The following is an 18960-nucleotide window of genomic DNA, read 5'->3' on the forward strand; positions in this document are numbered from 1 at the left end:
TAGGCGTAAGCCTTTTTCAAATTGGTGTTAGCTATTTCGCATTTTCACAAAAAACACAATAAATACCGGATAAACACATACGGAATTTTTCTCTGTGTTTATCCGGTTGTATGTTTTTCTGTTGAACTCTTTTTGAGGTTTACTGGTTTCTGGTCATATGTTATCGTCTCAATCGATTTCAAATTTATCCAACAGTTTCTTTCCATAAATCACTGCGGCAACAGTGACAATATCTCCCTGAATGCGATAGAGGATTCGATAGCTGTACGCCAAATGTTCTCTGATCTGATCGTTGCCGAACTCTGGTACAATGCGACCGGAAAAAGGAGCTTTACTTAAGTTGACACTTGTGTCAAGTATCTTTTTTACTACTGTCGCAGCATAGGAAGGCGAGTCACGAGCTATATATATGGCAATTGCTTCTACATCTTCTAATGCTTTGGGAGACCATTCTACTTGATAAGCCATTTGTTCAATCGTTCTTCGGCCTCATTTTGCATTCTTGTTCCTTGATGATCGGCTACTTCTAAACCGCGACGGACTTTTTCAATGACATACAAATGGTATTGGACATCTTCAATTGAACAATTATCAGGTAACTGCTTCAAAAGAGATTGTATCTTTTGTTTGGTAGAACTCATAATTTAATTTCTAGTAAATTTATATTGCAATACTATTTGGGTGGGCATTGCCCACCCTAGATGCTGTTAAAAATTCTCGAAGTTAGTTATTGCTTCCTTTATCTTATCTAAAACTTCGCCAACAGCGATAGTTCCCAGCTCCCCATTTGCACGAGTGCGGATGCTCAAAGAATTAGTTTCAACTTCTTTGGCTCCTACCACAGCCATCACGGGGATCTTCTCTTTTTCGGCATTGCGAATAAGTTTACCTAGGCGATCGCCACTGGTATCTACTTCCGCACGAATCCCTTGGGCTCTCATTTTCGCTGCTACTTCTTTGGCAAAATCTAACTGGACTTCACTAACTGGCAGTAATCTGACTTGCACAGGCGCTAACCACAAGGGGAAATCCCCCGCGTACTCTTCGATTAAGATACCGATAAGTCTTTCCAAGGAACCAAAAGGCGCACGGTGAATCATTACCGGACGTTTGCGAGAACCATCTTCGGCGACATACTCTAAATCAAATCTTTCTGGCAAGTTGTAATCCACCTGCACTGTTCCTAATTGCCACTCTCGTTCTAAGGCATCCTGGAAAATAAAGTCGAGTTTGGGACCATAGAAAGCTGCTTCCCCGATACCTTCAAAGAAATTCATTCCCAAGTGTTCGACAGCGCGGCGAATGGCATTTTCGGCTTTATCCCAAACTTCATCGGAACCAATGTACTTATCGCTAGTTGGATCGCGGAAACTGAGTCTGGCTTTAAAGTTCTTCAGTTGCAGTTTGTTGAATACCGACAGAATCAAATCCACGACATTGAGGAATTCGCTATCTAGCTGTTCTGGCGTTACGAACAGGTGCGAATCATCGACTGTGAAACCGCGCACCCGCGTTAAACCCCCTAATTCTCCAGATTGTTCGTAACGATAGACAGTGCCAAATTCCGCTAACCGCATCGGTAATTCTCTATAGGAGCGTAACTCACTTTTATATATTTGGATGTGGAAAGGGCAATTCATTGGCTTGAGGACAAAGCCCATTTCTTGGGCTTGGGCTTCTTCATCTTCTGCCATCATTGGGAACATATCTTCTTTATATTTCTGCCAGTGCCCAGAAGTCTTGAATAAGTCGACTCTGGCAATATGTGGCGTTACCACTGGTAAATAACCGCGCTTGAGTTGTTCTTGCTTGAGGAAATCTTCCAAAAGACTGCGTAGGAGAGTTCCTTTAGGCGTCCACAGCGGCAATCCCGGCCCCACTAAGTCAGAAAATATAAACAATCCCAGTTCTTTACCAAGTTTACGGTGATCGCGTCGCAGTGCTTCTTCTTTACGCCGCTTGTACTCTGCTAGTTGTTCTGGGTTTTCCCAAGCAGTACCGTAGATGCGTTGTAGTTGCGCTTTGGTTTCATCCCCACGCCAGTAAGCGCCAGCAACGCTTTCTAATTCAATCGCTTTTGCGTTTAACTCTTTGGTGTTTTCTAGATGCGGCCCGGCGCACAAATCCCACCATTCATTTCCCAGGTGGTAGATTGTAATCGGTTCCTCTTTGATATCTGCCAGGATTTCTAACTTATAAGGTTCGTTAATCTCCTTAATCCGGCGTTCTGCTTCGGCGCGGCTTACTTCTTCTCGAATAACAGGCAATTTGCGATTGATAATCTTATCCATCTCTTTCTTGATGGCTTTGAGATCCTTGTCGGTAAATGGCTCTGGATTATCAAAATCATAGTAAAAGCCGTTTTCAATCCACGGGCCGATTGTGACTTGCGCCTTGGGAAACAGCTTTTGCACTGCCATCGCCATTACGTGGGATGTTGTGTGGCGGATTTTTTTCAGCTTTTCAGATTCACTTGTACGCGGCAAATAAATTTTTTTTTCAGGTTGTTCTGGTTGATTAGGGTGTTCAGAAGACGACATTGGCGGCTGATCCATTGGCGAAGTAATTGCTTGCGTGTAACTTATTCGACTGACTATATATTAACGACCCCGATGTCATCCAACGCTCGATCTTGAAAAGAAAGCTTCTATGCAGTAGATGCTCGTAAGAGGGCTTCCTATAGGGTGGGCAATGGGCAATGGGCATTGGGCAAAGATAATCGTTAAATCTCTATTCCCAATGCTCAATTTCCGATATCCAATGCCCTATTCTCCATTTCATGCGTTGTGGTGATGTAGGCAAGTGTCTATATTAATTTTGATAGAAATTCTAAAAATCTTACCTTTTTTAAACTGTAATTATTTACTTAATACTATTTCGATTTTTCCTGCAAACTCAAAAAATATCTAAAGTCTCTGCCCCAAGGTTATGTACAAAAGCTCTTATAGATATATATAATACTAATAATGTAGCTCTTGTTACAGATTTTTTAATGTTTATAACTTAAACATGATAATTTCTAAATATTAAGAATCGTAAATCGCGTTAATATTAGTAAGAAAGTTAGAAATATGCTTGTCAATTATGCGAGACTCGAATTTACCAGAGACTGAGTTGCTAAAAACAGTTTTGCAACCACTACTGGAAGATTTTCAATACTGGTTTGCGCGATCGCGTAATTTTCTGGAAACAGAGCAACTTTCTTTTTTGAGTAGCCAGGAGCAATCTGCCTTGCTAGAACGAGTCAAGCAAGCCCAAGAAGAAGTGAACGCGGCAACAATGCTGTTTAACGTAACGGAAGGACAAGTTGGGATTGATATGGCAACCTTAATGCCTTGGCATCAATTGCTATCAGAATGCTGGAAGGTGGCAACGCACTTCCGTACTGAAAACGCAAATCCGCAGCAGCAAGACGGCATATAAATTGAAGAAAATTCCTTAACAGCATTTCTCGCTTAACAAAATCATGTATCTTATCAAACTTTAAATTCGCATTATCCGCATAATTACCGCAAATATAGGCACACAAACAGAGGTTTAGGTTTTCGTTCTAGCTTCAGGCTAGGCGAATCGTTGCAACAAAAGTTTTAAAATTTGCTGCCCCTGGAGGAAAACCCGATGTTACATCTGCTTTACATTCTTGTTTTTACCATTCTTGCCTTTATAGCTGTTGCCAACTTGATTCGCAATTTAATCATGTTTAGTTTTGACAGAGACCGAAATTATCCGGCAAGGTACTCGTCAATGGCGAATCAAGGTAATTACCCCTATCCTGCATCTAGAAGGTCGTTCACACCCCATCCGGAATTGTTAGATAGCTCGGGCAATATCATTAAAGAACCTTTATTAGTGATGCGTTCGATCAACGTTGATGATGCCCGTCAACAACTCGATGCTCTTTACGAAGCTTCGCCGGGAAATAAAAGCGAAAGCCAGGAGGAAAGCTAAAAGATTAATTATGAATTATGAATGATAAAAAATTCATAATTCATAATTCAGCATTCATCATTTTTTAGGCTTCGATAACCACCCGCAGATTACCGCGTTTCTTGGCGACGCGACAAGCTGTCGTGCTACCTGAACGCTCGAATTCTAAATCGAGGATAGTAGGGCCAACTCGCAAGTTGTGCAGCGACAGACGATGAATAGACTCTGGTAAAGCTGGGTCGATAATTCGCAAGCAGTTGTTGGGAGCATCCGGTACTAGATTCACCATCATTTGCAGCAATTGAAAGATACTGCCAGTAGCCCAAGCTTGGGGGGTACAGGCAACTGGGTACTGCACAGGCGCACTATCATCACTAATGCGCTCAAAGCCACAAAACAGTTCTGGAGGACGATGATAAGGCTGCTTTCTAGTCATGTCGAATAAACCTTCAAAAAGTTCCAAGGCTTGATCGACTAAACCGAGCGATCGCAATCCCATCGCAATCAAAGAATTATCATGGGGCCACACAGAACCAATGTGATACCCCATCGGATTATAAGCTGGCGACAAACTACTCAGGGTACGAATGCCCCAACCGTTAAACATATCTGGTGCACGCAACCGCTCTGCCACGCTGTAAGCTTTTTCTGGGGTGAAAATGCCTAAATGCAGACAGTGACCTGGATTTGAGCTAATACTATCTACTTGCTTGCCATCTCCATCTAAAGCCAGGGCGCAGAAATCCTGGTCTTCCATCCAAAAATCTCTATTGAAACGCAGTTTCAAATTTCTTGCTTCTTCTAGCCAGCGATCTGACAGATCCAGCCGCTTCTTCATCCTCGCAATTTCTGCTAACCGTATTTTTGCTGCATAAACGTAACCCTGCACTTCACAAAGGGCAATTGGGCCGTTAGCAAGGTCTCCCTTGCGGTTGACAATACAATCACCAGAGTCTTTCCAGCCTTGGTTAGCAAGACCGCGCTTTGATTTACGGTAATAGCTGAGATAGCCTGTATCTTTCATGTTGCGATCTATCCAATCCATAGCCGCTAGTGCATTCGACCACAGTTGTTCTAGGGTTTCTAAATCGTGAGTCCATGCATAGTACTCGGCATATAGCATCAGCCACAGGGGAGCAGCATCCACTGTACCGTAGTAAGGTGTGTGGGGAACTTCTCCACACCGAGCCAATTCGCCCAACCGCAACTCGTGGAGTATTTTACCTGGTTCCTCTTCGCGCCAATCATCCTCGACTTTACCTTGGTATTGAGCTAAGAGAATCAGAGTTTCTTTGGCAATTTGGGGATTTAACATCAAGGTTTGGGAAGCTGTAATGATTGAATCCCGCCCAAATAGTGTGGAAAACCAAGGTACTCCAGCAGAAACAGTTTTGTGCTTGCCAAAAGACTGGCGCAACAAATACATGTCTTGCTCTGCACGCTCAATCACTCGGTTGAAAACACCTTTTTCGTCCGTGCGAATGCTGGTAATTTGCTGCACCCAGTTTTGCTCCTCCATTGTCTCAGCGGCTTTTGCCTGACCTAAGGTAACAGGAGCGCTAACGGTAGAACTAGGCTTATTATTTGTCAACATACTGACTCGGTAGCCCAGCTTTTGCTTTTCGTGGGAAGCTAGCTCGAATTGCCAAACTGCGGTGTAGCCTTTGAAATAGTCTGGTAGGCGATGCTGGAAATTGATCCGAGATTCCATGACGAAACCATCCAGACCCTGATAAGCCAGCGTTAAGGCTTTGTCTGTGGATGCGCTGAGGTGGAGTTGTGGAGGCGAAGCGCCGTCACCTGTAACTGCTACTCCTTCCTCAAGCGTCGGTTCTACTTGGCGTAAAATTCTGCCTCGTTTTTGCCTGTCAAAGCCCCGGACTTCAAATAAATCGGCAAAATCAGCATCGAAGCTGATACTGAGTTCAAAGTTGATTGTACTCGTGCTATAATTCGATATCTCTATTTCTTCAAATAGTGCTCCATTTAGCACGAATTCTCGGCGAATTCCGACTGTGTCAGCTTGGAGGCGATCGTCTATTTTCGGATTTGTACACAAAACAGAAAGTGAAAAGCCCTTGTCAGCTGTGCTACTTAATAAAACAGGCGATCGCCCATCAACCTGCAACTCCAATCGACTCAAAAATCGAGTATCGGCGCAAAAAAAGCCCATGCTGGGGTTGCCATCGTTGAGCGAACACCCAGAGATATTACCTAGAGTATCTGTAACTAAAAATAAATCATCATCTTTAACCGTCAGTGTCGGCTGCGGTCTTTCACTTATAACGCAAGGCCATTCAGAGATAGGTATTAGTTCCGCAGGAACAAAAGTTTTTCCGTCCAGGAAAATCCTTTCCGGTGTCGTCAGTGTATCCGGTGTCATCAGCCAGTATTCCGTGTACAAGTCTATATTTTCTTCTCTGTTAGTTTCGCGTCAACAGGAAAAAAGACGCTCTGGAAAAATCTTTGGAATTATGTAACCAAAGATAAATAATAATCACATTTAGATAATAGGAGGAGAAGCATCAAAGGCACATCATCAAATCTTTATAATTGTATAGTTAAAAATTCGTACAGATAAAAATGAGGGAAAAATAGGAACTTTCACCTCTTTATTTGAATTGAATATATATGGAAATCCTATTTGAGTATTAGGATTTTCTTATCAAACAAGCCACATGGACTAGACAGTAGGGTCTTGGAAGTTCATCTATGTAGACACCCACAAGCAGCTACTCTACGATAAGGGCTACGCCCTGCGAGTGCAAGATGCGACTGCCGTGTACTTTACTTGCCTTGCCGCAGGGTCTGACACAAAGAAAAGACACAAACTAAATTCTCATGAATCATTTAGTATTACTGTAGTTAATGTACGGATATCCATAAAAATTAGAGCAAAAGCACTGATATGAATTACTATTTATATTTATTTATCTAATATTTAAAAAATCATAGAAATTTTTATACTAGAATATCTGTCTTAATTTTTAATTCAACATAGTATATACGATTTTTAGTAATTTATTTTAGATACAACAGCTAATTAGAACAAAAACTATAGTATAGATGTTCTTCATCGTTAAGGCATCTCGCTTACCCAGATCTATGGGGTGGACTTTTCGACCACCCCACAGAAGGTTGACTTGTAAAAACTAAATTTGCTCAGACTTTTAGGTTGTTAGCTAGCAAATTTCAGCTGGGAGTTGAGTACCATCTCGTAGGCCCTTTCATACTGATCGGTCATTGTTTCGACGCTAAAGCGACTAACAACGTATTCTCGACAAGTTTGACGATCTAGTTTTGTGGCGTCTGGTATAACCTCAATCATTTGTTCTAGTGAGTGGCAAACGAAACCAGTTTTGCCGTGGGCGATCACTTCTGGTACTGAACCTAACGCCATGCCAACTACAGGTGTACCCGTTGCCATCGACTCAATCATTACCAGACCAAAAGGTTCTCGCCAATTGATAGGGAACAAAGTAACAGTTGCACCACCCAAGAGTTTAACTTTATCTTCGTGGGAAATTTCACCCAAGTACTGAATTTGTTCGCCATCAATGAGTGGTTCGACTTGCTCTTTAAAAAATTCCTGGTCAACCACATCAACTTTGCCTGCCATTTTCAAGGGCAGCCCACTAGCAAGAGCGACTTTAATTGCTTGTGTTGGCCCTTTTTCCGGAGAAATTCGGCCTACAAAGGCGAGGTAAGCAGGTTGTGCAGGTTCGCCAAAGAAGGGATAGACGGCTGTGTCTATACCGTTGTAGACAGTGTGGATATAGTTTAGACCCAAACGCGGTTCTCGCTGTGCTTCGCTAATGCTGATGAAGGGCTGTTTAGCATAGCGGCGATACATTTTTTCGTTATCGGGTGTGAAAATCCCGTGCATCGTATGCACTGTGGGTGTTTTGGTAAAACTTGTGTAAGGAAGAACGGGATAACCAATGTGAGAGTGAATGATATCGAAATGATGCGCGTTTTGGTAAACCTCACTCAGCAACATCTGCTCGTAAATGTTTGCCTCTTTGATGTTGGGGTCAAGCCGTAAAGCCTTGTTATGAACTGAGTGAAGCTTTGCTTTAGTAATCGAGTCACCAGAAGCAAATAAAGTGACTTGATGACCGCGCCGAACTAATTCATCCGTAACTAATTTGACAATTAGTTCGGTACCGCCGTAACGAAAGGGGGGAACACGCTCCCATAAAGGAGAAATTTGAGCAATTCTCATGTTTCACCTATGCAGGTAATTATTAGCACATTTGCCCTAAAAAATGCGATCGCACAAAACTAAATATTTTCAAGCCCGGGCAAACATACTATGCCTTATGTCGAATTTTGCTAGTCCTGATGGTGGAACTAAATTAAGCTGCATACTTGTCTTTTCAAAAACTCTATAGATATCATCTTCCTTCCCATCAAGGCTTTTTCTAGCAATAGTTATGCTAATCCTACTCAGTAGTAATTGCAGACTTAAATCAATACTCTGAGTAAAGGATGTAAGTTTGCATTATATCACATGTTTTTAAGATTTCTGACGAAATATTGACGATAAAGTAATATTACCTGAAATAGATTTAATTAGCAATATGCTGCATAAACAAAGGCGATCGCAACAACAAATGGGCGTTACAGAGGAATTAAAAATACAAAAGGTAAAAGCTTATACATTTGATTAAAGCTGAGCAAGATCAAAAGGATACAGAAGCCATAAAGTTGAAAATACAAGGATTTTCATGTATTTTGTTACGGACTTAATGGGTGTCTATCTTGAAAATAGGAAATAGGAGATAGAGTGTAGGGAATGATAAAGATGGATTTTTATACTTTGATTTGTGATAATTTATAATGTGGAACTGTCTTGAGTAGAAGAAGGTAAGCGAAATTTTAAAAACCCTATATGGTAAGGATTTCGTCTATTTTAGCGTGTCAAAAAATATCAGATATACAGGCTTGAAAATAAAGCAGACATGGTAAATTACTAAGTATTTTGATGTTTTCTATTTAGCCAATTAAGAACGAAAATTTTGATGGATGGTAAGCACCTTAGCGCTTCCAATCAGTTTTAAAGTACTTAACTAAAACTTGGAAATTACCCTGTTTTGCTCAATAGCCCGCTTCTACCAGAACAGAGGTAAAAATATGAAAAGCTCTTTGTGCCTCACATCAGAAAACAAATTAGAAACAGTTTTTCAGAGTTAGAGGTTTCTAAAGGTTGCGACTTGAATTGAAAATCAAAATCAAACTCAACCCTCATCAACAAGTAATAGAACCTTATATCTGTAGGATGTTAGTTAACGGCAGGTTAGCGAAAGCAATCATTCGTGAGAGCTTGTACAATTTCAGCAGACAATAGTCATGGAAATACTAATTTTGTGATTCTAAACTCATGCTTGCTGACAGTTGCTTTCCCAGTCCTAAAACTTGTCATTTTTGCGGTAATGTCAAATCATCTGTTTTTCTGGAATATAGTGTTTTTTGGGTTTGAAAAAATTTTGTGTCGCGACATCTTGTGAAGTATAAACAAAGTTAGACCTATTTCCGCTTGCAATGGCAAGAGTCACGCTCATTTCCCATGCTGTACGCTTAGCGCCCTTATGGGTGCTTCCTGTAAGGTAGGGTTAGGTGACAGAACCATGTCACCATTCTTTACATATTGCAACCATCTGCTTGATTTGAAAGTCCGTTGTAATTTGTACAATGCAGCTGTGACGTGGATAATGTCCAGATTGTGGCTCCTTTAGGACGTTCATGAGCATTTCAACTTCCGTGCTGAGCGATATGCTACAGGCCTTGCCCCACCTGCGGCCCCAACTATATTTCAAAGCTTCGCTAACGGCGCTGTCCCATGCGATGGAGGATCAGGTATTGGCCGCCACTTTAGAGCAGCCCTTGGTGATTGCTAGCTTTCAACGAGAGCGATTCTATCGCCAGGAGGCTCATCGCTATCAACGGCTTGCCCTGCGAAGTAATCAAATATACGTATTATCCGCACCAGAAACTGATTTTACGAACAGCTCGGAGTACTACGAAAAGATAGCTTTTGAGCCAGATGATGCTTTGAGTCAAGAGTGGCATTTGGTAGTAATTGCCCAAAACTATGCTACTTGTTTAGTTTGCCGAGAAAGCCTTGGCTCTCTAGCCAAGAATAGGCAACTGCGGGAGTTAAGCCCTGGTCTGGATATGGACGCGGCGCGAAGATTTGAGGGAATTTGGACGGCAGAACGAGGAGTTAGCCTCAAAGCAGCCGAATTATTATTCGAGAGAATTTTGGCTTATAGACCGGAGTTAGCAGGTAAAATTGAGCAGGCACGGCAGCGGTTTGGTATTGGGGGGCGCAAGATTGATGCAGAAGCAAGCCAACAGCTGAGCGAATATGCTTGCGACATTGACACAGACCCCTTTGTACAGCGTTTGGTAACATACCTGCAAGCGAGCCAGTACAAATTGCACAAAGCGTACCGTTCCATCTCCGCCCAAGCCCGTAAAGAACGCCTTGTCAATTCAATTAGTACCGCAATTAGGCGATCGCTCAATCCCCAAGAAATTTTGAAAGTGGCGGCGCAAGAGTTGGGACAACATCTAGGGGCTTGTCGCTGTCTCATCTACCGCGCCCAAGCTACAGACACCCAAGCTATCATTGAACACGAGTTTTTAAGTTTTGATGTTTTATCACTTTTGGGACATGCCTGGCCATTAGAAAACAATCCTCTGTTTCAGGAAGTGGTTTTACTGGGTGAAGGCGTCCGTGTTGCTGATACTGTCAACGACTCGCGGGTAAGTGGTTCCAAAACGCTTTGGCAGATAGTGGAAAGATTTGCCATTCGTTCTTGGCTAATGGAACCAGTGGTTTTTCAGGGGCGGTTGTTAGGCATAGTAGAATTGCACTATTGCGGTGAAAATCCCCATGATTGGCAAGCTGGGGAATTAGATTTGGTAAAGGCGATCGCCACCCAAATAGGTGCAGCTCTCATCCAAGCTGAAGCCTACGCTAACCTAGAAGAATTGAACCAGCAACTAGAAGCCCTCGATCGTACCCGCAGCAACCTGATCGCGATCACCGGACACGAACTCCGCACACCCCTATCCACCATTCAAGTGTGTTTGGAAAGCCTTGCCAGCGAACCTGATATGCCTCTAGAACTACGGCAGGTAATGCTGAACACAGCTCTTGCTGATTCAGACCGGATGCGAAAACTCATTCAAGATTTTCTCACGCTTTCCAATTTAGAAAGTGGGCGAGTAGAATGGCATCCAGAATCTCTGACCTTACAAGAGTGTGTAGATTTAGCACTCAGCCGCATTCGCACTCGCATGACTACTGATAAGTTGCCCGAAATCACAACCGAAATTGCACGCAACCTGCCTTTGGTCAGAGCTGATGGTGATTGGTTGGTGGAAGTACTGGCAAAACTCGTAGATAACGCTTGCAAATTTACACCACCAGAAGGGCAGATTACTATTAAGGCTACTCGCAATAACAAACAAATGGTCGAGGTGACTGTCGCTGATACGGGGCGAGGTATAGAACCTAATCGACTAGAAGTAGTTTTTGACCGCTTTTATCAGGAAGAGGGAGCGCTGCGGCGTAGCACCGGCGGTACAGGTTTAGGGTTGGCTATTTGCCGTCAGATTGTCAATGGCTGGGGTGGCGAGATTTGGGCAGAATCAAATGGCAAAAACCAGGGCAGTGAATTTCACTTCACCATACCCATCGTTGAGGGAAGTCAAGAGCAAAAGACTTCAAAAGTCAAGAGTCAATAATCATTAGTCATTTGTTGTTCGTTGTTTGGTGTTTGTTGTTTGGTGTCTTAACAACCAACAACCAACAACCAACAACCAACAAACAACTAAACTGTTACAGTTCCTTACACAATCGCAATATAACCCCAGTTGCGGTGTTAGTATGCCGTAAAAACGTTGAGAGAAACTTTTATGGCAGAAACACTTTCTGGACAAACTCCAGTATTTGGCGGCAGCACTGGCGGCTTGCTCAAAAAAGCAGAAGTAGAAGAAAAGTACGCGATTACTTGGACTAGCCCAAAACAGCAAGTTTTTGAAATGCCTACTGGTGGCTCTGCCATTATGCGGCAAGGAGAGAACTTGCTGTATCTAGCTCGTAAAGAGCAATGCATCGCTCTGGGTGGTCAACTCCGGAAATTCAAAATCACGGACTACAAAATTTACCGGATTTACCCCAACGGAGAAACCGCTTATATTCATCCGGCTGATGGTGTCTTCCCAGAGAAGGTTAACCAAGGTCGTGAGAAAGTGCGTTATGTAGACCGCAGTATCGGTGAGAATCCCGAGCCTTCTAAACTCAAGTTCAGTGGCACAGCTACCTACGACGCTCCCAATCCATAGTTAATTTGGGTTATTAGGGATTGGGAACTAGAGTAGTATGAAGTCTGAAGTATAAGATATTAAGACTTATCCTCCAGGTTTCTAGCTTTCCCTGGTTCCTAATCCCCCAGTATTGATTATTTATGATTTTCCCCGATTTCCCCCAATTCTCCGAGTTAGCAAAAGGTGGTAACTTTGTGCCGGTGTATCAGGAATGGGTAGCCGATCTAGATACACCAGTTTCTGCTTGGTATAAAGTTTGTGCTGGACAACCCTACAGTTTTTTGCTGGAATCGGTAGAAGGTGGGGAAAAAGTAGGACGTTATAGTTTATTGGGTTGCGATCCGTTGTGGATTTTAGAAGCAAGGGGCGATTGCACTACCCAAACACTCCGCGATGGTTCTCAAGTTGTATTTGAAGGCGACCCTTTTACAGCTTTAGCCACGTGTTTGGAACCTTACTACCCAGTCAAGTTACCCCAATTACCGCCAGGAATTGGCGGTTTATTTGGGTTTTGGGGCTATGAATTGATTCAGTGGATAGAACCCCGTGTGCCAATTCATCCGCAAGACGACCGTAATATCCCTGATGGTGTGTGGATGCAGGTAGATCACCTGTTGATTTTTGACCAAGTCAAACGCAAAATTTGGGCGATCGCCTATGCTGATTTGCGCGATGTAAAGACGCGCCATGGCGCGTCTTTACAGGCAGCATATGAAAAAGCGTGCGATCGCGTTACTCAGATGGTCAGCAAGCTATCTCTACCCCTGTCACCTCAAAGTACCTTATTGGAGTGGAAACCGCCAGGGAATAGGAAATTAGGGGAAATAGAGGAGTATAAAAGTAATTTTACGCGGGATGAATTTTGTGCCAGTGTCAAAAAGGCCAAAGAATACATCAAAGCTGGAGATATCTTTCAAGTTGTAATTTCCCAACGCTTATCGACAGAATACACACGTGACCCCTTCGCCCTGTATCGTTCCCTGCGCCAGATTAATCCTTCTCCTTACATGGCATTTTTTAACTTCCAAGATTGGCAAATTATCGGTTCCAGTCCGGAAGTAATGGTAAAAGCCGAACGCGATCCAGAAGAAGGGATAATCGCTACAGTACGTCCTATCGCTGGTACGCGCCCGCGCGGTAAAACACCACAGGAAGACATAGCCTTAGCAGAGGATTTACTCAAAGACCCCAAGGAAATAGCCGAACATGTCATGCTTGTTGATTTAGGGCGCAATGATTTGGGGCGCGTGTGCCAAAGCGGTACGGTGAAAGTAGACGAATTAATGGTAGTTGAACGCTACTCTCACGTTATGCATATTGTCAGCAACGTTGTGGGTAAATTAGCACCTGGTAAAACTGCGTGGGACTTACTCAAAGCTTGTTTCCCTGCTGGTACGGTTAGCGGCGCGCCCAAAATTCGGGCAATGGAAATAATACATGAGTTAGAGCCTTCTCGCCGGGGTGTGTATTCTGGTGTATATGGATATTACGATTTTGAAGGACAATTGAATTCTGCTATAGCAATTCGGACTATGGTTGTACGTAATAATACTGTAACCGTGCAAGCAGGTGCGGGTTTGGTAGCTGATTCAGAGCCAGAAAGAGAGTATGAAGAGACTTTGAATAAGGCTAGAGGTTTGTTAGAAGCGATACGTTGTTTGCTGTGAACCTTTTTTGTGTAAAACCTGAATGGATGATACTGCCTATCCTACAACTTCAAGTTGTTGGGTTTTGATCTTCATCCAAGATTGTTCCTTCTAGATTGGCGTCACTTAAGTCAGCTTGATTTAAATTAACTTCGTCCAATTCTGCTTGGCTTAGATCCGCTTGGGTTAAATCTGCTTTTGCTAAGTCGGCGTGGCTGAGATCGGCTTCATTTAGAGAAACTGCTTTCAGGTTAGCTTCCTGCATTTCAGCTTCACTAAGAGAAGCGCCAATTAACTTTGCTATTGTCAAGTTTGCCTGATTCAAATTAGCACCATCCAAAATGGCTTCTTCTAGAATCGCTCCATCCAGGATAGCTCCATTCAAATTGGCTCCTGTAAGATTTGCCTGATTTAGATTAGCTCCATTCAAGTCCGCTTCAATCAGGCTAGCTTTACTGAAATTAACTCCCCTTAGATCGGCTCCATCAAGAATGGCTCTGTCTAAAATTACTTCACTCAGGTTAGCTCCTTCCAAGTATGCTTCGCTTAGGTCTACGCCAGTGAAATCTCTTTCACCCGCAGCGTATTGTGCTAATAATTCAGAAGCTTTCATTGTCTTCCCCTCCTACAAGTTTCTACTGCACTTCTCAGCTTAGGAGCGCAGATTTTCAGCGCAGAGGAATAATCCACCGTCAAATTTGACCTCCATTTATTACTAGTTAGGTGCGTTATCTTTACATCGCCTTGTATTCTGTTTAGCATGATGCATTCATTGCTTAATCCACGTCCTTCCTTGGCAAGAATTTGCATACTAGCTATCTTTCCTGTGGATGTAAGCCATTAGTGTTAGAGGGAAAAGGGCGATCGCGCCTATAACCAAAATTGGCGATCGCCTTCCATCACACAAGTGTTTCCCTAATTGCCAATAATTAAATTAGAAAGCATTAAAAGTCAGGCTGAGGTAAATCTATGGAAGCACCGCCAATCAGCTTACCCTCTACCGTAGAATTAAAAATCGACCTAACAGACGAACAATTTTGGCAGCTTTGTCAGAATAACCGCGACTTGAGATTTGAGCGCACCGCATCTGGGGAATTGATCATAATGTCACCAACTGGAGGAGAAACAGGCAATCGTAATATTGAACTAGCGTATCAACTTCAAGCCTGGAGCCGCCAGAACAAATTAGGTAAAGCTTTTGACTCTTCAACAGGTTTTAAACTACCCAATGGTGCCGATCGCTCTCCCGATGCTTCTTGGATCGCAATAGAAAGGTGGGAGTCTCTCAGCAGAGAACAAAGACGGAAATTTCTGCCACTGTGTCCTGATTTTGTAGTGGAATTGTGTTCTCCTAGTGATTCCCTGAATAAAACTCGGGAGAAAATGCAAGAATACATTGAAAATGGCGCACGTTTAGGCTGGTTAATTGATGCGGAAGCGCGACGAGTCGAAATTTATCGTCCAGGTAGAGATGTGGAGATTTTAGAAAATCCTTCTACTCTCTCAGGTGAGGATGTATTACCTGGATTTTTATTGGATTTAACGACAATTATGTAGAGACGCGAACTTTCGCGTCTCTACGTAACTACACTAACGCCGCAACTTTCTCCACTAACCCAGCAAACAACTTCAACCCATCCGTACCGCCCAATGCTGGATCTGCTGCCCTCTCTGGGTGTGGCATCATTCCCAACACGTTGCCCGTAGAATTGCAAATACCGGCGATGTTGTTTACTGAGCCGTTGGGATTTTCTCCCTCGTAGCGGAACACTACTTGACCGTTATCTTCAAGTTTTGATAATGTCGCTTTATCGGCGTAAAATCGTCCCTCTCCGTGGGCTATGGGCAAAGTAATAATTTCACCAGCAGCATAAGTTTGCGTCCAAGCTAAATCGCCACGCTCGACTTTCAAAGGAACGCGATCGCAGATAAAATGCAAATCCCGATTTCTCACCAACGCTCCAGGTAATAATCCTGCTTCAGTTAATACCTGAAATCCATTACAAATACCGAGGACAAACTTGCCTTTTTGTACATGTTCGATAACTTGCTGCATCACAGGTGAGAAGCGAGCGATCGCACCGCAGCGCAAATAATCACCGTAGCTAAACCCACCAGGGATAATTACCACATCCAAATCGGCAATATCCGTTTCTTGATGCCAAACCATGCGAGTTGGTTGTCCCAGCACATCTCTGGTGACGTAAGCAACATCGCGATCGCAATTAGAGCCAGGAAAAACAATTACACCGAATTTAGTCATTAGTCAATGGTCATTGGTCATTGGTCATTGGTCAATAGTTAGTGGTCAATAGTTAGTGGTTAGTAGTTAGTGGTTATTCTCCCCATCACCCCATCTCCCCATCACCCCATCTCCCCATTTCCTTACACTATTCCCGTCTGCGATTCCACTTCAATCAAATCAAAGCGATAATTTTCAATCACTGGGTTTGCTAACATTTGGTCACAAATTCGATCAAGATTTTGACGCGCGGAAGTCTCATCCGGAGAAATCAGAATAATTTCAATGTATTTACCAATCCGCACCTGTTCGACGTTATCGTAACCCAACTGCTTCAGCCCAGATTGCACTGCTACGCCAGCAGGATCTAAAACTGAAGGACGGAGCGTTACAAAAATTTTGGCTCGATACTTCCTTTGCACTGACTTTTGCTGAATGCTGCTACGCTCATACTATATCTTTCTGTTGCAGCTAAGCGACTATAAGATTACACAGTTATTGGCGTTAAGCTAGAAGTTAGCCAAGATATACCAAAATATTAAGTTCAAACACGTTGGCATTCTTTTTATAACCGTTTATGAAAGCCGTACGCACCCGCAGCCAAGACCGGATTCTCAATCTTCTCAAAACTATCAAACAAGGTATTTCTGCCCAAGATATTTACGTGGAATTGCGTAATCGTAACCAAAGCATGGGTCTGGCAACAGTTTACCGTTCTTTGGAAGCCTTGAAGCTTGAAGGCATGGTGCAAGTGCGGACATTAGCGAACGGTGAGGCGCTTTACAGTTTATCGCAGCAAGATAAGCATCACCTCACCTGTCTGCAATGCGGTACTTCGATTCCGATCAATCAGTGTCCAGCCCATGAACTAGAAGAGCAGTTACAAGCCACCCACAATTTTAAGATTTTTTACCACACCCTGGAGTTTTTTGGTTTGTGCAACCAATGTCAGATAACTCAAGCTGTGATGGAATAGTCATTAGTCATTAGTCCTTTGTTATTTGTCCTTTGTCAAAAGCTAATGACCAATGACCAATGACTAATGACAAACATCTTAACTGAGACGGTTGTTATTTACGGTTGACTCTTGAGTGTTCGATATCGGGTTAGAGTCTGTTCGAGCATCTGAGACAATGGAGCGTATACCTTCCAAAGTGGCAGGAATCGTGCGAGGATCCATAAACATGACTTTGCTACTATCACTCTTGCCTATAGTCGCGCCCATATCCAGATAACCCAAAGCAAACAGAACTTCCAAAGCTTTGTGGGCTGTGGAGTCGGCTTTAATTTTTTGAGCTATCATTTCCGCAGATTCAGAAATAGCCTGGGCTTTGAGAACTTGCTGTTGACGTTGGGCTTCGGCTTTAAGAATCAGCGCTTTTTGTTGGGCTTCAGCTTCCAAAATTACCGCTTTTTGACGGGCTTCAGCCTCTAGAACTTGCGCTTCTGCTTTTCCTCTGGCAGTATTAATTGCAGCTTCTCGTTCGCCCTCAGAGGTTAAAATCGCCGCCCGTTTGCGCCGTTCCGCCGACATTTGCAATTCCATCGACTGCTGCACTTCGTGAGATGGAAGAATGTCTCGCAGTTCCACCCGCGTTACTTTCACTCCCCAAGGATCGGTAGCAATATCTAGATCCCGCAACAAAAGTTCATTTACTTCCGAACGGGCGGTAAAGGTTTCATCCAGTTCCAGTTTGCCCATTTCAGCACGAATTTGCGTCATGACCAAATTCACCATCGCCGCATGGAGATCTTCCACTTTGTAGTAGGCTTTCTCCATATCGACAATGCGCCAGTAAACCACTGCATCAACGGTAATCTTCACGTTGTCGCGAGTAATGCATTGTTGCGGGGGAATGTCTAATACTTTTTCTCTAATGGTTTCGCGAAAGACAACTCTATCAAAAAAAGGAGCAACAAAGTTGAGGCCTGGTTCTAATTTTTTGTTATAGCTACCTAAGCGTTCTACCAAGGCTTCATTGCCCTGATTGACTACTTTAACAGAGCTTGCTATGACGGAACCGCCCAAAACTAAACTGATAAGAAATAATATGGGTTCCATAAATTATCTCCTGATTCTTTATTAGTAGGGAATGGGGACTGGAGAAGTAAAAAGTAAAAAGGTAAAAGAAAAAATTCTTTCTTTTGACTTTTAGCTTTTAACTTTTGACTTATTTATGCCTTCTGCCTAGTCTGTATTTGCGATGGAAGAATACTCTGGCATCACAATTAGGGTTGTACCTTCGCGCCTCACTACATAAACTCTTTGATTGGGGGCGATCGCTAAATGGTCATCGTAACACCGCGCCCGCCAAGAATTGCCTTCGTATAACACTCGCCCTGGTTTTCCAGCAGGTATCTCTGTTAAAGTTTCAGCGGCGATCGCATCCTGAATTTTTGACTTACCTCGCGGTGGTGTCAATAAGCGGCGAAAAAGCACAATTAGGAATGTAGAAAGCAATAGCCAAACCACAACTTGCAGCCATAACTTTCCTAAAATCACTGGAGATAGCAGCGCCACCACAAAGGCACTAATTCCCATCATCAAAGCCACAAAAGCTGTGGGTAGAAACACTTCCATTAAACACAGACCTGCTCCTACCAACAACCAAATTACGGTAGAACTTGAAAACCAAATTGCGGTAGAAATTGGCATAGCGTCATCCTAGACACTACATTACATACATTTACGTAAATGCATTTCTGTGATTAGATACAGCCATGCATTCGCTATTTTCAGAAATCGTAAGCTAGAATTTTTACTTCAACTTTTTCTAACTTTAAGTAACAACTGTTCAGAGCAAA

At 43.0% G+C, this 18960-nt stretch carries 17 protein-coding genes; 7 read left to right on the forward strand and 10 right to left on the reverse strand.

Annotation, left to right across the window (positions count from 1 at the left end; all coding sequences use genetic code 11):
• Positions 1-168: 168 nt before the first annotated feature.
• The 3 genes from FIS9605_RS0116685 to thrS all read right to left on the reverse strand — a co-directional run bounded on the left by FIS9605_RS0116685 (position 169) and on the right by thrS (position 2555).
• The gene (locus FIS9605_RS0116685; RefSeq protein WP_026733621.1) at positions 169-468 is read right to left on the reverse strand and encodes a type II toxin-antitoxin system RelE/ParE family toxin; all 300 of its coding nucleotides are present in this window, start codon (positions 466-468) and stop codon (positions 169-171) included.
• On the reverse strand, positions 453-641 hold the full coding sequence (locus FIS9605_RS0116690) for a hypothetical protein (RefSeq protein ID WP_026733622.1): 189 nt from the start codon (positions 639-641) through the stop codon (positions 453-455). Before FIS9605_RS0116690 ends, FIS9605_RS0116685 begins: the two co-directional genes overlap by 16 nt.
• 66 nt (positions 642-707) lie before the next feature.
• Complete coding sequence (gene thrS, locus FIS9605_RS0116695; protein WP_026733623.1) at positions 708-2555, reverse strand: threonine--tRNA ligase; 1848 nt, start codon at positions 2553-2555, stop codon at positions 708-710.
• Between the two features lie 529 nt (positions 2556-3084).
• Here thrS and FIS9605_RS0116700 point away from each other — a divergent pair.
• Both FIS9605_RS0116700 and FIS9605_RS0116705 read left to right on the forward strand, forming a co-directional pair.
• Positions 3085-3423 carry a DUF2605 domain-containing protein gene (locus tag FIS9605_RS0116700; protein WP_026733624.1) on the forward strand — a complete coding sequence of 113 codons (339 nt, stop codon included), beginning with the start codon at positions 3085-3087 and terminating at the stop codon, positions 3421-3423.
• Positions 3424-3618: 195 nt separating this feature from the next.
• A complete protein-coding gene (locus FIS9605_RS0116705) occupies positions 3619-3948 on the forward strand; it encodes a DUF2973 domain-containing protein (protein WP_026733625.1) in 330 nt (109 codons plus the stop codon).
• A 64-nt stretch (positions 3949-4012) separates the two neighbouring features.
• On the opposite strand, the gene FIS9605_RS0116710 is transcribed toward FIS9605_RS0116705, so the two are convergent.
• Complete coding sequence (locus FIS9605_RS0116710; RefSeq protein ID WP_026733626.1) at positions 4013-6310, reverse strand: amylo-alpha-1,6-glucosidase; 2298 nt, start codon at positions 6308-6310, stop codon at positions 4013-4015.
• 795 nt (positions 6311-7105) lie between these two features.
• Positions 7106-8152, reverse strand: a complete 1047-nt coding sequence (locus FIS9605_RS0116715; RefSeq protein WP_026733627.1) for a glycosyltransferase family 4 protein — start codon at positions 8150-8152, stop codon at positions 7106-7108.
• Between the two features lie 1520 nt (positions 8153-9672).
• Here FIS9605_RS0116715 and FIS9605_RS0116725 point away from each other — a divergent pair.
• The 3 genes from FIS9605_RS0116725 (at position 9673) to trpE (ending at position 13934) form a co-directional block, all read left to right on the forward strand.
• Complete coding sequence (locus FIS9605_RS0116725; protein WP_026733628.1) at positions 9673-11685, forward strand: DICT sensory domain-containing protein; 2013 nt, start codon at positions 9673-9675, stop codon at positions 11683-11685.
• 171 nt (positions 11686-11856) lie between these two features.
• Entirely contained in the window at positions 11857-12285 is a 429-nt protein-coding gene (locus tag FIS9605_RS0116730; RefSeq protein WP_026733629.1) for a photosystem I reaction center subunit II PsaD, read from the forward strand.
• Between the two features lie 122 nt (positions 12286-12407).
• Positions 12408-13934, forward strand: a complete 1527-nt coding sequence (gene trpE / locus FIS9605_RS0116735) for an anthranilate synthase component I (RefSeq protein WP_026733630.1) — start codon at positions 12408-12410, stop codon at positions 13932-13934.
• Positions 13935-13983: 49 nt separating this feature from the next.
• Here the strand turns inward: trpE and FIS9605_RS0116740 are convergent, their stop codons facing one another.
• Complete coding sequence (locus FIS9605_RS0116740) at positions 13984-14526, reverse strand: pentapeptide repeat-containing protein (RefSeq protein ID WP_026733631.1); 543 nt, start codon at positions 14524-14526, stop codon at positions 13984-13986.
• 356 nt (positions 14527-14882) lie between these two features.
• Here FIS9605_RS0116740 and FIS9605_RS0116750 point away from each other — a divergent pair, with 356 nt between their 5' ends.
• The gene (locus tag FIS9605_RS0116750) at positions 14883-15470 is read left to right on the forward strand and encodes a Uma2 family endonuclease (protein WP_026733633.1); all 588 of its coding nucleotides are present in this window, start codon (positions 14883-14885) and stop codon (positions 15468-15470) included.
• Between the two features lie 28 nt (positions 15471-15498).
• Here the strand turns inward: FIS9605_RS0116750 and purQ are convergent, their stop codons facing one another.
• On the reverse strand, positions 15499-16176 hold the full coding sequence (purQ, locus tag FIS9605_RS0116755; protein WP_026733634.1) for a phosphoribosylformylglycinamidine synthase subunit PurQ: 678 nt from the start codon (positions 16174-16176) through the stop codon (positions 15499-15501).
• A gap of 122 nt (positions 16177-16298) precedes the next feature.
• Positions 16299-16577: a phosphoribosylformylglycinamidine synthase subunit PurS gene (gene purS / locus FIS9605_RS0116760; RefSeq protein WP_026733635.1), complete on the reverse strand. Its 279-nt coding sequence runs from the start codon at positions 16575-16577 to the stop codon at positions 16299-16301.
• 155 nt (positions 16578-16732) lie between these two features.
• On the opposite strand from purS, the gene FIS9605_RS0116765 reads away from it, so the two are divergent.
• Positions 16733-17131 (forward strand): Fur family transcriptional regulator, encoded by a 399-nt coding sequence (locus tag FIS9605_RS0116765; RefSeq protein ID WP_026733636.1) that lies wholly within the window; start codon positions 16733-16735, stop codon positions 17129-17131.
• A 78-nt stretch (positions 17132-17209) separates the two neighbouring features.
• On the opposite strand, the gene FIS9605_RS0116770 is transcribed toward FIS9605_RS0116765, so the two are convergent.
• On the reverse strand, positions 17210-18217 hold the full coding sequence (locus tag FIS9605_RS0116770) for an SPFH domain-containing protein (RefSeq protein ID WP_026733637.1): 1008 nt from the start codon (positions 18215-18217) through the stop codon (positions 17210-17212).
• A 126-nt stretch (positions 18218-18343) separates the two neighbouring features.
• Complete coding sequence (locus FIS9605_RS0116775) at positions 18344-18811, reverse strand: NfeD family protein (protein ID WP_026733638.1); 468 nt, start codon at positions 18809-18811, stop codon at positions 18344-18346.
• Positions 18812-18960: the final 149 nt, after the last annotated feature.

Origin of the sequence: Fischerella sp. PCC 9605 (genome assembly GCF_000517105.1) — a bacterium.
Taxonomy (GTDB): Bacteria; Cyanobacteriota; Cyanobacteriia; order Cyanobacteriales; family Nostocaceae; genus PCC9605.

Bases quoted from the DNA above. Each gene is read 5' to 3' on its own strand.
- FIS9605_RS0116685 (WP_026733621.1), bottom strand. From the start codon at position 468: ATGGCTTATCAAGTAGAATGGTCTCCCAAAGCATTAGAAGATGTAGAA.
- FIS9605_RS0116690 (WP_026733622.1), bottom strand. From the start codon at position 641: ATGAGTTCTACCAAACAAAAGATACAATCTCTTTTGAAGCAGTTACCT.
- thrS (WP_026733623.1), bottom strand. From the start codon at position 2,555: ATGGATCAGCCGCCAATGTCGTCTTCTGAACACCCTAATCAACCAGAA.
- FIS9605_RS0116700 (WP_026733624.1), top strand. From the start codon at position 3,085: ATGCGAGACTCGAATTTACCAGAGACTGAGTTGCTAAAAACAGTTTTG.
- FIS9605_RS0116705 (WP_026733625.1), top strand. From the start codon at position 3,619: ATGTTACATCTGCTTTACATTCTTGTTTTTACCATTCTTGCCTTTATA.
- FIS9605_RS0116710 (WP_026733626.1), bottom strand. From the start codon at position 6,310: ATGACACCGGATACACTGACGACACCGGAAAGGATTTTCCTGGACGGA.
- FIS9605_RS0116715 (WP_026733627.1), bottom strand. From the start codon at position 8,152: ATGAGAATTGCTCAAATTTCTCCTTTATGGGAGCGTGTTCCCCCCTTT.
- FIS9605_RS0116725 (WP_026733628.1), top strand. From the start codon at position 9,673: ATGAGCATTTCAACTTCCGTGCTGAGCGATATGCTACAGGCCTTGCCC.
- FIS9605_RS0116730 (WP_026733629.1), top strand. From the start codon at position 11,857: ATGGCAGAAACACTTTCTGGACAAACTCCAGTATTTGGCGGCAGCACT.
- trpE (WP_026733630.1), top strand. From the start codon at position 12,408: ATGATTTTCCCCGATTTCCCCCAATTCTCCGAGTTAGCAAAAGGTGGT.
- FIS9605_RS0116740 (WP_026733631.1), bottom strand. From the start codon at position 14,526: ATGAAAGCTTCTGAATTATTAGCACAATACGCTGCGGGTGAAAGAGAT.
- FIS9605_RS0116750 (WP_026733633.1), top strand. From the start codon at position 14,883: ATGGAAGCACCGCCAATCAGCTTACCCTCTACCGTAGAATTAAAAATC.
- purQ (WP_026733634.1), bottom strand. From the start codon at position 16,176: ATGACTAAATTCGGTGTAATTGTTTTTCCTGGCTCTAATTGCGATCGC.
- FIS9605_RS0116765 (WP_026733636.1), top strand. From the start codon at position 16,733: ATGAAAGCCGTACGCACCCGCAGCCAAGACCGGATTCTCAATCTTCTC.
- FIS9605_RS0116770 (WP_026733637.1), bottom strand. From the start codon at position 18,217: ATGGAACCCATATTATTTCTTATCAGTTTAGTTTTGGGCGGTTCCGTC.
- FIS9605_RS0116775 (WP_026733638.1), bottom strand. From the start codon at position 18,811: ATGCCAATTTCTACCGCAATTTGGTTTTCAAGTTCTACCGTAATTTGG.